The 12,180-nt window shown below is 71.8% G+C and carries 13 protein-coding genes; 5 read left to right on the top strand and 8 right to left on the bottom strand.

Going from position 1 to position 12,180, the window contains the following annotated elements; translation table 11 throughout:
- Window positions 1-82: 82 nt before the first annotated feature.
- Window positions 83-967, top strand: a complete 885-nt coding sequence (locus HP507_RS16695; protein ID WP_175352927.1) for an aldo/keto reductase — start codon at window positions 83-85, stop codon at window positions 965-967.
- Between the two features lie 53 nt (window positions 968-1,020).
- Here HP507_RS16695 and HP507_RS18585 read toward each other — a convergent pair whose 3' ends face one another.
- On the bottom strand, window positions 1,021-3,126 hold the full coding sequence (locus HP507_RS18585; protein WP_446682106.1) for a PQQ-dependent sugar dehydrogenase: 2,106 nt from the start codon (window positions 3,124-3,126) through the stop codon (window positions 1,021-1,023).
- 110 nt (window positions 3,127-3,236) lie between these two features.
- Between HP507_RS18585 and HP507_RS16680 the strand changes: the two genes are divergently transcribed.
- The 3 genes from HP507_RS16680 to HP507_RS16670 all read left to right on the top strand — a co-directional run bounded on the left by HP507_RS16680 (window position 3,237) and on the right by HP507_RS16670 (window position 5,666).
- Complete coding sequence (locus tag HP507_RS16680; protein WP_175352926.1) at window positions 3,237-3,638, top strand: (R)-mandelonitrile lyase; 402 nt, start codon at window positions 3,237-3,239, stop codon at window positions 3,636-3,638.
- A 127-nt stretch (window positions 3,639-3,765) separates the two neighbouring features.
- Window positions 3,766-5,004, top strand: a complete 1,239-nt coding sequence (locus HP507_RS16675) for a multidrug effflux MFS transporter (RefSeq protein ID WP_217508895.1) — start codon at window positions 3,766-3,768, stop codon at window positions 5,002-5,004.
- Window positions 5,001-5,666 carry an SDR family NAD(P)-dependent oxidoreductase gene (locus HP507_RS16670; protein ID WP_175352924.1) on the top strand — a complete coding sequence of 222 codons (666 nt, stop codon included), beginning with the start codon at window positions 5,001-5,003 and terminating at the stop codon, window positions 5,664-5,666. The genes HP507_RS16675 and HP507_RS16670 overlap by 4 nt, the downstream gene beginning before the upstream one ends.
- A 53-nt stretch (window positions 5,667-5,719) precedes the next feature.
- Here HP507_RS16670 and HP507_RS16665 read toward each other — a convergent pair whose 3' ends face one another.
- The 6 genes from HP507_RS16665 to HP507_RS16640 all read right to left on the bottom strand — a co-directional run bounded on the left by HP507_RS16665 (window position 5,720) and on the right by HP507_RS16640 (window position 10,383).
- Window positions 5,720-5,956 (bottom strand): hypothetical protein, encoded by a 237-nt coding sequence (locus tag HP507_RS16665; protein ID WP_175352923.1) that lies wholly within the window; start codon window positions 5,954-5,956, stop codon window positions 5,720-5,722.
- Window positions 5,953-6,546 (bottom strand): ArsR/SmtB family transcription factor, encoded by a 594-nt coding sequence (locus tag HP507_RS16660; protein ID WP_175352922.1) that lies wholly within the window; start codon window positions 6,544-6,546, stop codon window positions 5,953-5,955. The genes HP507_RS16665 and HP507_RS16660 overlap by 4 nt, the downstream gene beginning before the upstream one ends.
- A gap of 90 nt (window positions 6,547-6,636) precedes the next feature.
- Window positions 6,637-7,518, bottom strand: coding sequence for an aldo/keto reductase (locus HP507_RS16655; RefSeq protein WP_175352921.1), 882 nt, complete (start codon window positions 7,516-7,518; stop codon window positions 6,637-6,639).
- A 66-nt stretch (window positions 7,519-7,584) separates the two neighbouring features.
- A complete protein-coding gene (locus HP507_RS16650; protein ID WP_175352920.1) occupies window positions 7,585-8,175 on the bottom strand; it encodes a YdeI/OmpD-associated family protein in 591 nt (196 codons plus the stop codon).
- A 66-nt stretch (window positions 8,176-8,241) separates the two neighbouring features.
- Window positions 8,242-9,807, bottom strand: coding sequence for an FAD-binding oxidoreductase (locus tag HP507_RS16645; RefSeq protein WP_175352919.1), 1,566 nt, complete (start codon window positions 9,805-9,807; stop codon window positions 8,242-8,244).
- Window positions 9,808-9,816: 9 nt separating this feature from the next.
- A complete protein-coding gene (locus tag HP507_RS16640) occupies window positions 9,817-10,383 on the bottom strand; it encodes an acyl-CoA thioesterase (RefSeq protein ID WP_338085248.1) in 567 nt (188 codons plus the stop codon).
- Window positions 10,384-10,489: 106 nt separating this feature from the next.
- Here HP507_RS16640 and HP507_RS16635 point away from each other — a divergent pair, with 106 nt between their 5' ends.
- Entirely contained in the window at window positions 10,490-11,476 is a 987-nt protein-coding gene (locus HP507_RS16635; RefSeq protein WP_175352918.1) for an aldo/keto reductase, read from the top strand.
- A gap of 96 nt (window positions 11,477-11,572) precedes the next feature.
- On the opposite strand, the gene HP507_RS16630 is transcribed toward HP507_RS16635, so the two are convergent.
- Window positions 11,573-12,055, bottom strand: a complete 483-nt coding sequence (locus HP507_RS16630; RefSeq protein ID WP_175352917.1) for an FBP domain-containing protein — start codon at window positions 12,053-12,055, stop codon at window positions 11,573-11,575.
- Window positions 12,056-12,180 lie beyond the last annotated feature (125 nt).

The following is a 12,180-nucleotide window of genomic DNA, read 5'->3' as shown; positions in this document are numbered from 1 at the left end:
CCACGGTAGGTCCGACGCCCCGGCGGAGGCAGGGGCTGTCGTTACCCGTCAGACGCCGGACGGCGGTCGTACCGTCGGCTGCATGGAGACACTCACCCTCAACAACGGCCTCGAGATCCCCGCCATCGGGTTCGGGGTCTTCCAGAGCGCACCGTCGGACACCGTGGAAGCGGTGCGGACGGCGCTCGACACCGGGTACCGCCACATCGACACCGCTGCCGCGTACGGGAACGAGCGCGAGGTGGGCGAGGGCATCCGCGCCTCGGGCGTCGACCGCGACGAGATCGTCGTGGAGACCAAGATCTGGGTGTCCGACTACGGACGCGACGAGACCCTGCACGCGTTCGAGAAGGCCACCGGGAAGCTCGGCTTCGACACCATCGACGTGCTGATCCTGCATCAGCCCGCGCCCGACCGGTTCGGGACGACGATCGCCGCCTACCGGGCACTCGAGGAGCTGTACGCCGACGGCCGGGTCCGGGCGATCGGGGTGAGCAACTTCATGCCGCACCACCTCCGGTCCCTGCTCGACGCGACCGACGTCATCCCGGCGCTCAACCAGGTCGAGCTGCACCCCTACTTCACGCAGCCCGACGTGCAGCGCGCCGACGCCGAGTACGGCGTGCTCGACCAGGCGTGGTCACCGATCGGTGGCATCACGTTCTACCCCGGCTGGGGCGACGAGCGGGTGAGCGTCATGGACGACCCGACGATCCGGTCGATCGCCGATGCGCACGGCAAGACGCCGGCGCAGGTGATGCTCCGCTGGCACGTGCAGCACGGGCGGAACGCGATCCCGAAATCGACGAACCCCGGACGCATCGCGGAGAACTTCGACGTGTTCGACTTCGCACTGTCCGATGAGGAACTCGCGCGCCTGGACGCCCTGGACACCGGGCGCCGCAACGGTCCGGACCCGGACGGTGCGGACACGAGCCGGTTCGAGCGGGTGATCCCGGAGGCCTGACGCGACCGAGGAGCGGACTGGAGGGACCGTTACCCCGCTGGCGCGGTGCGCCGTCAGGCGAGCGCGCGTCCACGCTCGGCGATGCGCTCGGTGGCAGCCCACGAGGCGAGCACCCGGAGGGCGTCCGCCGTGGGACTCCCGGGTGTCGCCGGGTAGATCGTCAGCGCGAGGCCGGGGTCCTCCGCCAGCTCGAGCGTCTGGAAGTGCAGTTCGAGCGGCCCGACCACGGCGTGCCGGAACGACTTCACGCCCGCGTAGTGCCGTCGGACGTCGTGGGCGGCCCAGAGCTCCCGGAAGTCGTCGCTCCGCATCGACAGCTCGCCGATGAGGGCTGCGAGCTCCCGGTCGTTCGGCGTCCGTCCGGCCTCGCGGCGGAGGATCGCGACGTTCGTGTGCGCTGCCCGCTGCCAGTCCTGGTAGAAGTTCCGCGCCTGCGGGTCGAGGAAGATGTACCGCGAGAAGTTGAGCGGACGGGCACTCGCGGCGACGAGGTCCGCGTACATCGCGTACCCGAGCGCGTTCGCGGCGACGATGTCCTGCCGGTTGTTGACGATCATCGCCGGGGCATCGGCGATGGCGTCGAGCAGGTACTGCAACTCCGGGCGCACGGCCGCGACGGGTGTCACCTTCGCCGCCCGCCGGGGTGTGGCGTTCTGGTGCCGGGCGAGGTCGCGCAGGTGCTCGTGCTCGGCCGGGTCGAGCTGCAGCGCCCCGGCGATGGCGTCGAGCACGCTGTCGGAGACGCCCTGCAGGTTCCCCCGCTCGAGCCGCGTGTAGTAGTCGATGCTCACGCCGGCGAGCCGGGCGACCTCCTCGCGCCGGAGCCCGGTGACCCGGCGTCGGGTGCCGAAGGTCTCCACGCCGGCCTGCTCCGGCGTGATGCGGGCGCGACGGCTGGAGAGGAAGTCGCGGGCTTCGTCGCGGTGGTCCATGCGGGTCACGGTACTTGGCGTCGTCGAGTGCGAGCGAGGGGCTGCCGGAACCCCCGTGCTGCATGCGTGGAGGTGCTCAGCGGCTCGCGAGCGGGACGGAGACGATCCCCGGTCGTCGCCCTCGACCGGGTTACCACGACCGTCGGTGTTGTTCGTGACGAACCAGAGCGCCCCCTCGGGTCCCTCGAGCACCGTGCGGATCCGGCCGAAGTCCCCGGCGAAGAACTCGGTCGAGGTGCCGGGGTCGTCAGCGGGGATCGCTCGGACGACCTCGCCGCGGAGGTTCGCGACGAACACGGTGTCGTCGATCACCGCGAGGCCGCTCGGGGAGGCGTCGTCGGTGGGCCACTGCTGCACCGGGTCGACGAAGCCCTTGCCCGCGCCGCCCGTCCCCTCGACCTCGGGCCAGCCGTAGTTCCGGCCCTTCTCGATGACGTTGAGCTCGTCCCAGGTGTCCTGCCCGAACTCGGACGCGAACATCGTGCCGTCGGAGGTCCAGCCCATGCCCTGCACGTTCCGGTGTCCCAGGCTCCACACCGGGGAACCCGGGAACGGGTTGTCACCGGGGACGTCGCCCTCCGGGGTGAGCCGCAGGATCTTGCCCGCGAGCGAGTCCCGGTCCTGCGCGTCGGATCCCGTCCCCGCGTCGCCCACGCTCGCGTAGAGCATGCCGTCCGGTCCGAACGCGATGCGCCCACCGTCGTGGAAGCTGTTCGAGGGCAGCCGGTCGATGACGGTGGTGGCCCGACCGAGCCCGTAGGAGCCGGCGCTGCCCGTGAGTTCGTACCGCTGGATGCGGTTGCCGTCGCTCGCCGTCGAGTACACGTACAGGTCGCCGTCGTGCAGTGCGAGCCCGAGCAGTCCGCCCTCGCCGCCGTGGCTGACCCCGCCGACCGTGCCGACCTCACGTGTCTTCCCCGCGCCGGTCAGTTCGAGCACCTTCGCCGAGTCCCGCTCGCTGATCAGGGCGTCCGAGCCGTCGCCGGTGCGGACCACCGACCACGGGGCGTCGAGTCCGGTGACGATGTCGGACGTCTCGCCGTCCGGGACGAGCTGCCCGGCAGCGGCCCCCGTCGGTGCGGCACTCGTCGACGGCGTCGTCGTGGCGGTCGCACGGCCCTCCAACGTCCGGGCACCGTCGTCGGTGCACGCCGCGAGGACGAGGGCGGCGACGGCGGCCGCGCCGAGCGCGGACCACGTGCGGCGGGTGCGAGTGGACGTGTGCACGGTGTTCCTCCCGGATCGTGGGTCGATCACACTCGCATCGATCGGGAAACGGCTGAGGGGTTCCGTCCTCCCCTCCCTCGGGTGGTGCGGATCGGCCTAACGTCGGCCGCATGCACATCGAACCGAAGCAGCCGACCGTCAAGAACCCGCCCGAGCAGTTCACCGGGGACGTGTACCTCGACGCGATCGCCTCGCCGAAGGAGGACGGACAGACGATGACCGTCGCCAAGGTCCGGTTCCTGCCCGGCGCCCGCACCGCCTGGCACTCGCACGCGAAGGGGCAGACCCTGCACGTGACCGAGGGCGTCGCACTCATGGGGACGCGGGACGGTGGGGTGATCGAGGTCCTGCCGGGCCAGACGGTGTACACGCCGGCGGGTGAGGAGCACTGGCACGGGGCCACCCCCACGGATTACATGGAGCACCTCGCGATGCTCGACCTCGCCGCCGACCCGGCCACGACGACCACGTGGCTCGAGCACGTCACCGACGCGCAGTACGCGGCGCGCTGACGCGACCCGTGACGACGGGAGGCGCGGTGCGGGGCCGCCCCGCGCCTCCAGTCCGTCAGGGGTTGCGCTGGAACCCCTGTCGACAGGGACTCCCACCCGCTCGCGTTCCCGCCGTCCAATGGGACGCGTGCCAGCAACCCTGACCCCGCTCCCTGGCCGGACCGCGGTCCGCGCCGTCCCGACGGCGCTCGTCGCCGTCGTCGTGTTCCTCACCGCCGTCGCCCCGCTCGCGACGGACATGTACGTCACCGCGTTCCCGTCCGTCGAGGCGGAGTTCCGCACGAGCGCCTCCGCGGTGCAGCTCACGCTCACGACGTTCTTCGCCGGCATGGGTCTCGGTCAGCTCGTCGGCGGTCCGTTCTCCGACCAGCGCGGACGTCGACGCCCGCTGCTCGCAGGAACGCTCCTGGTCGTCGCGGCCTCGGTGGTGTGTGCGCTCGCGCCGTCGATCGGCGTGCTCATGGCAGCCCGGCTCCTGCAGGGGTTCGGCGGCGGATGGGTGATGGTGATCGCGAGGGCGGTCATCGTCGACCTGGCACACGGTGCGCAGCTCGTCCGCGTGCTCAACGTCGTGATGGGGATCGGCGGGATCGCGCCCGTCCTCGGGCCGCTGTTCGGGGCCGCGATCCTGCGGTTCGGCGACTGGCGGACGACGTTCTGGGTCCTCGCCGGCCTCGGAGCGCTCATGTGGTTCTCGGCGGTGTTCGTCGTCCCGGAGTCGCTCCCCCTGGACCGACGGCACGCCGGAGGACTCCGGACCTTCCGGTCGGCCGCTCGGCAGGTGCTCGCCGACCGGCGGTTCGTCGGCTACGTCGTCACCGCCTGCGCGGCCTTCGTCGGGGTCTTCGCCTACGTCGCGACCTCGCCGTTCATCCTGCAGACGATGAACGGCCTGTCGCCCACGGCGTACGCGATCGACTTCGCCGCCAACGCCGGTGCCATGACGATCGCGTCGCTGGTGGCCGCGCGGCTCGCCGGCCGGGTGTCCACGAGACGCATCATCCTCGTCGGACAGTGCTGCATGGCGGTCGCCGGCGCCGGCATGCTCGTCGGCGCGATCTGGTTCGGGATGCCCCTGATGCTGGCGCTGATCGGGTTCTTCGTGCTGATGATCGGCAACGGGCTGGTGGTGACGAACGGCGGAGCCCTCGCATCGTCGGTCGTCCCGGAGCACCCGGGAACGAGCTCCGCGGTGCTCGGTCTGGTTCAGTGGACGACGGCCGGCGTGACCGCTCCCGTGGCGGGACTCGGCGGCTCGGACACCGCCGTCCCGATGGCCGTCCTCGTCCTCGGCGGCGCGCTCGTGTCGCTGTACGGTCTGCTCGTCCTCGCACGACCCCACACCACCGGAAGGACCACTCCATGACCACCATCGCCATCGTCGGAGCAGGCAAGGGCCTCGGCCTCGCCGTCGCCGAACGCTTCGGCCGGGAGGGCTTCTCGATCGCCCTGATCTCCCGCAACCAGGACCGCCTCGACGGCCTCGCCGCTGGACTGCGGGAGCGCGGGTACACCGCAGCCGGGTTCGCCGCGAACGTCCGGGACGGGGATTCGCTCCGGTCCGCACTCGAGCGTGCGACGGAGCAGCTCGGCCCGATCGAGGTGCTGCAGTACAGCCCGCTGCCCGCGAAGGAGTACATGCGGCCGGTGCTCGAGACCACGGCGGAGGACCTCGTCGGTCCGATCGAGTTCTCCGTCTACGGCTCCGTCACCGCAGTCCGCCAGGTGTTGCCCGGCATGCGGGCGATCGGCCACGGCACCATCCTGTTCGTCAACGGCGGGAGTGCGGTCCGCCCGGGCGCGCGGGTCACCGGTACCTCGGTGGCCTTCGCCGGGGAGAGCGCGTACGCGCAGCTCCTGCACGACGCCGTCCGCGACGAGGACGTGCACGTCGGTCAGCTCATCATCCCGTTCGGGATCGACGACGGGCAGCCGGACCACTCTGGCGAGTCGATCGCGGACCGCCTGTGGGCGATCCACACGGAGCGCGGCGACTTCCGCACCTACGCGGAGCCGCTCCCCGAGTGACCGACGGTGTCCGCGTCGACGTCGAGCCGTTCCGGGCCCGAGGGTGACCGCGGTCAGCGGAGCCGGGGCGTGGCGGCGGCGAGCTCGTCCCAGTGGCGGTGTCGTGCCTCCAGAGCGGTGCGCTGTTCGAAGGCGAGGCGCGCCCGGGTGCGCGCGCTGCTCCTCGTGAGCGGGGCGGGGATCTCGACCCGGGCTGCGCGCGACTCGCTCCATCGGAGCAGCGCTGTGCCGACGCGGTGGGCGGCACGTTCGACCGGACCGACCTCGGTGAGGTGGAGTGCGGCGCTCATGGTTCCTCCTGTTCGTCGTCGAAGATGGGGACTGCCGCCAGCCGCACGAACACGCGGCTGGTCTCGGGGTCGGACGTGTCGTCGAGCACATGCCGGTCGCGGAATGTGTCGATCATCCCGTGGATGGCGTCCATGAGCTCGCGGAGTTCCGACGGAGCCAGTCGCAGGATCGCGACCGAGAGGTCGGCGGCCTCCCGCCAGCCGGCGGACATGGTCTCCTGGTCGCGAGCGATGAACTCGCGGATCATCTGTTCGGAGAACTCGTTGGAACCCGATGCGAGGAGGCGCGCCGCGGCGATGCCCGCCGGGGACTGAGGTCCGTCGGTACCGCCGGACTGGACGGCGACGGGGACGCGACGCCACCAGCGTTCCCGGCCGTTGCCCCGGCCCTCGACCTCCTCGATGAAGCCGTGCTTCTCGAGCTGGCGAAGGTGGTAACTGGTCGAGCCGGTTGACTCGCCGACCCGGTCCGCGAGCGTCGTCGCGGTCGCGGGCCCGTGGGCGGCGAGCTCGTTGAAGAGGTGCGAGCGCAGCGGGTGGCTGAGCGCCTTCATCGACGGGAGGTCGAGGACGCGTGCTTCGGAGGCCATGGGACGAGCGTACGACTGCAAAGAAAGCTTTGCAAGCATTGCTTTGCAACTACTTCTTCGCAGTTGCCTCCCGTCCCTCGACCGGTCGCATCAGTGACCCAGCTTCGACAGCTCGTCGAACTCGTCGTCGGTCAGCTCGAGGGTCGCACCCTGCAGGTTGTCCTCGAGGTGCGCGACGCTCGAGGTACCCGGGATCGGCAGCATCACGGGCGAGCGCTCGAGCAGCCAGGCCAGCGCGAGCTGCGCCGGCGTCGCGCCCTTCCGCCCGGCGATCTCGGTCAGCGGCGAGTCGTCGCCCGTCAAGCCTCCCGTCGCCAGCGGGAACCACGGGATGAAGCCGATGCCCTGCTCGGTCGACCAGTCGAGGAGGTCCTCGGCGTCGCGCTTCTGCAGGTTGTACAGGTTCTGCACGGAGACGATCGTGGCGATCTCCTGCGCGGCCTTCACCTCGTCGACGGACACCTCGGACAGTCCGATGTGCCGGATCTTGCCCTCGTCCTGCAGCTTCTTCAGCTCGCCGACCTGGTCCTCGAGCGGCACCTTCGGGTCGATGCGGTGCAGCTGGAACAGGTCGATGCGGTCGAGGCCGAGGCGGCGGAGGCTCATCTCGGCCTCCTGGCGGAGGTACTCGGGACGGCCCACCGGCGGCCACTCGTTCGGTCCGGTGCGGGTGAGGCCGGCCTTCGTGGCGATGACGATCTCCTCGCCGTAGGGGTGCAGTGCCTCGCGGAGCAGGTCCTCGGCGACGTAGGGGCCGTAGGAGTCGGCGGTGTCGAAGAAGTCCACGCCCAGCTCGACCGCGCGCTGCAGCACACGGACGGCCTCGTCGTGGTCCTTCGGCGGTCCCCAGACGCCGGGGCCGGTGAGCTGCATGGTGCCGTAGCCGAGACGGTGCACCTCGAGGTCGCCGCCGATGCGGAACGTGCCGGAGGCTGCGGCAGGACGGTTGGTGGTGTCGGTACCGGTGGTCATGGCCCCGGTGTACGCCGCGCCCGTTGCCGCCCGCTGGACGGGTGTCCCCCAGTGGATGCCGGCCGCCTATCCCTGACGACCCGGCCGCGGGTACGGGGTCTCGCCGCGCTCGAGCCCGCCGACGAGCTTCGTCAGCCGGTTCGTCCGCGCGGTGGCGCTCGGCGCGGTGGTGATCCGGTGCAGCACGGCGTACCGGTTCGTGGCGTCGAGCTCCGCGAACAGGGCTGCGGCCGCCGGTGAGGCGTCGAGCGCTGCCTGCAGGTCCTCGGGGACGGTGGCCGTCGCGGCTCCGGCGTAGGCGCGATCCCACCGGCCGTCGTCCTTGGCGCGGTCGATCTCCGCCTGGCCCCGGTCCCGCATCCGCCCCTCGGCGATGAGGGTCGCGACCAGACCGATGTTGCGCTGCGACCAGAGCGAGGCCTGCCGGCGCGGGGTGAACCGCTGTCGGAAGGTCGCTGCGTCGCGGCCGCGCTTCTGGCCGTCGATCCAGCCGGAGCACAGGGCCTCGTCGAGCGCCTGGTCGTAGGTCAGCGTCGTCGGTTCCGTGGTGCCCTTCTTCGCGAGGACGAGCCACACGCCGTCGCGGTCGCCCTCGTGCGCGTCGAGCCAGGTGCGCCACGCTGCGGCGTCGGGCAGTACGAGGTCCTCGGCGTCCATGCGGTCATCGTAGGGGCGACCCAGCGTCCAGACCCAGCGTCCAGACCCAGCGCCCCGATCCAGCGGTCAGACCCAGTGCGGCTGGGACAGCACCCCCGCCGGGTCCGCCTGCTCGGCGATGCGGTGCAGCCGCGAGGTGTTCACGCCGAAGTAGTCCGTGGCGTCCGTGATCGCCGCGTCGCAGTAGTTCGCGTACGCCCCATCGCCCCACGCCGGGCGCATCGCCTTCCGGAACCCGCGCACGTACGCGTCGAACGGCGCGGGGTCGGCACCGTCGGCGAACACCGCCGTGTACTGCACGGTCATGAGTGCCGAGCGCCACGGGAACGCGGTGTCGGTGCGCCCGGTGTCGGACACGACACCGCCGAGTGCGTCGAGCGCGACCCCGCCCTCACGGTTGCCGGGCACGTCGCCGGCAGCGGCGGCGTGCTGCACGAGGGTGTCGATCTGCGCGTCCGTCAGCTTCGTGCTCCCGATCGAGGAGGTCGCCGCCTGCGACACCCGCTGCGCCTTCCCGGCGAGCGTCGACATCGCGGCACCGTAGGTGAGCTGCTGCGCCGTGTGGGCGAGCGGCTTCGCTCCGGTGGCGCCGATGAACCCGTCGACCGAGGCGTCCGCCCCGGCCTTCGCGCCGGTCCAGACGCCCGTGACGGTGACGGTCGGCGCCGTGTGTCGCGAGCCGTTCAGGAGCTTGAGCGTCGACCACAGCTTCGGGTCGGCCGTGGGCGCCCAGTCCTGCCAGGCGCGCACCACGGCAGCGGCGGCGGACCAGGGGAAGGTGATGCGGAACAGCAGGACGGGAGGCGCGGCCTGGGTCCGGTAGGTCAGCGCGGTGACGACGCCCACCGTTCCGCCCCCGCCACCTCGGCAGGCCCAGAACAGGTCCGGCTCGGTGGTCGCGGAGACCTCGTGCACGCTGCCGTCGGGGGTGACGAGGGTCGCCCCGGTGAGCTGGTCGCACGTCAGGCCGAAGGACCGCACGAGCACGCCGACACCGCCGCCGAGGGTCAGCCCGCCGATGCCGACGCTGGGGCAGGAGCCGGCGCCGATGGCACGCCCGGCGGCGGCGAGTCGGGCGTACACGTCGCCGAGCTGGGCACCGGGACCGATCGTCGCCGTGCCGTCGTCGTGCAGGTCGACGCTGTCGAGGTCCTGCGTGCTGATGACGAGCGACCTGGGGACGTCGGTGCCGCTCGCGCCACCCGCCGACCACCCCGTGTAGGAGTGTCCACCCGCGCGGAGCGCCACCGGGGTGCTCGTGTTCCGGGCGAAGGCGAGCCCGGCCTGCACGTCGGCGGTGCTCGCGGCCCGGAGGATGCCCTGCGGGTCGGCGTCGTCGTAGCGGGGGTTCTCGACGAGCCGGGCGCTGTCCCACCCGTTCGATCCGGAGCGCAGCAGCCGTCCGGAGACCGCGGCCGCGAGCGCGTCCCACGTGGCGGGTCCGCCCGGGGTCGGGGACGCCGTCGGCGTGCGCGTCGGCCGCGGGGTCGTGGCGCTGGAGCTCGGGGACGGTGAGGGAGTCGGACGACTGCAGGCGGCGAGGACGCCGGCGATGCCCAGGCCCACTCCGCCGGCGAGCAGCACGCGGCGGCTGGTCACAGGGGTCAGGCGGTCGTCGTCTCGTTCGCTCACCCGACCTGTCTACCCCGCCGCGCTGCTGATCCGGGTCGCACCGGCCCAGTCGTGCACCCACCCCGGCAGGGTGAGGTCGCGGTTCGTCCCCCCGGCCGCCTCGAGGAGCTCGTCCGGCGGGACCGTGCCGCCGGCCTTCCGGAGGAACCGCCCCTGCACGACGGCGCGTGCCACGACGGCTCCGCGCCGGACGAACGTCTGCTCGAGGTACACCGCCCGATCGTCGACCCCGAGCACCCGCGTGACGAGCTCGAACCGCTGCCCGAGCGTGAGTGACCGCTTGTAGGTGATCGTCTGCGCGGACACGACCGGGTACCACCCCCGCTCGGCGATGGCGCGCCAGAACCCCGAGCGCAGCATGAGGTCGAGCCGTCCGAGGTCGAGCATCGACAGGTACTTCCCGTTGTTCACGTGTCGCAGCGGGTCGAGGTCGGTCAGGGCCACGCGGAACGGGGTGCGGGTCTCGTCCCACAGCGACGGTCGACGCCCGCGGATCGTGGGGCGGAGCCGGACGCGCAACTGCAGCAGGAACAGCCGGAAGTACAGGTTCACGCTCACGATCACACCAGTCGGCACCGGCCGACGCGAGGACCTTGGAGGAACCGCACGAAACCGGGCACGGGCGAGACGGGCACGGTCAGTGCCTCCCTCCAACCGGGATGGCCGGAGTAGACCTGCACCCATGCAGACACGCAAGCTCGCAGACCTCGAGGTCGGGACCATCGGCCTCGGAACCATGGGCATGAGCGCCTTCTACACGGGCGCCGGCTCCGACGACGCCGAGTCGATCCGCACCATCCACCGCGCGATCGACCTCGGCGTCACCCTGTTCGACACGGCCGAGGCGTACGGCCCGTACACGAACGAGGACCTGCTCCGCCGGGCCCTCGCGGAGCGCCGGCACGACGTCGTCATCGCCACCAAGTTCGGGCTCATCACGCACGAGCCCGGCGAGACCGAGCCGAGCACCGAGCGACGGATCTCCAGCGCGCCGGAGTCGGTGCGCGTGGCGCTCGAAGGCTCGCTCCGCCGCCTCGGCACCGACCACATCGACCTCTACTACCAGCACCGCGTCGACCCGGACGTCCCGATCGAGGACGTCATCGGCCAGCTCGCGGGCTTCGTGCAGGAGGGCAAGATCCGGCACATCGGCCTCTCCGAGGCGAGTGCAGCCACGATCCGCCGGGCGCACGCCGTCCACCCGATCACCGCGCTGCAGAGCGAGTACTCGCTGTGGACCCGTGACCCCGAGGGCGAGGTGCTCGACACCCTCCGCGAGCTCGGCATCGGGCTCGTGCCCTACTCGCCGCTCGGCCGCGGCTTCCTCACCGGTGCGATCACGAAGCCGTCCGACCTCGACTCCGACGACTTCCGCCGGGCCAACCCGCGCTTCCAGGAGGAGGCCTTCGCCGAGAACATGCGCATCGTCGACGCCGTGAAGGACATCGCCACCGAGGCCGGCGGGACCCCGGCGCAGGTGGCGCTCGCGTGGCTGCTGGCGCAGGGCGACGACATTGTGCCGATCCCCGGCACGAAGCGGGTCTCGCGGCTCGAGGAGAACGTCGGCGCGGCCTCGCTCACACTGTCCGCGGACCAGCTGTCGCGTCTGTCGGCGCTCCCCGTGCCCACGGGCGACCGCTACCCCGACATGTCCCCCATCGGTCGCTGACCCGAAACGCAACGACGACGGTTGCTCGCAGCGCAGTCCCGCTGCGAGCAACCGCGAACGTTGCGTTTTGCGGTTCGGTCTGGAGGCGCGGGGGGACTAGACCTCGGCCGCGAACGACGCGGCGCGGAGCTGCAGGTCCTCGATCCGCCGCAGGCGGGCGGCTTCGACGTCGTAGCCCTCGTACGCGAGCGGCGGCGTCTTCCGCACGTTCCGCGAGCACTGGAAGTCCTGGCAGACGAGCGTGCCGACGGTGTTGCCGTTCCGTCCGGCCTTCCCGGACCGCTTCGCGCTGTAGAACACGACGTCGTTCGGGAGCTTCACGTCCTGGCACCACGAGCACTGCGCCCGGGACCGCGGTGAGGCCTCGGCCTGCCGGAACAGGATGCCGACGAGTTCGCCCTCGAGCGTCGGCACGACGGCGTACGCGCGCCGGCCGATCTTCGGGTCGCGCCAACCGAGGTAGTCGAGCGCGTCCCAGTCGAGGGTCTCGAAGTCGGCGGGGAGGGTGAGGTCACCGGTCTCCTTGCGGGAGGCGTTGACGAAGGACGTGCGGATGGTCTTCTCGCTGATGGGCAGCATGGTGGTGTCGCTCTCGGTGGAGCCCGGGGCACGCGGACGCGCGCCGCACCGGGCGGAGGTCGTCAGGGTTCGGTGACGGCGGCCGCGCCGAACGGCACGACCGGGGGCGTCACGCCCTGATGCCG

This window comes from Curtobacterium pusillum (assembly GCF_013359865.1).
GTDB classification, from domain to species: Bacteria; Actinomycetota; Actinomycetes; order Actinomycetales; family Microbacteriaceae; genus Curtobacterium; species Curtobacterium pusillum.
This window is presented reverse-complemented; position numbering and strand designations above follow the sequence as displayed.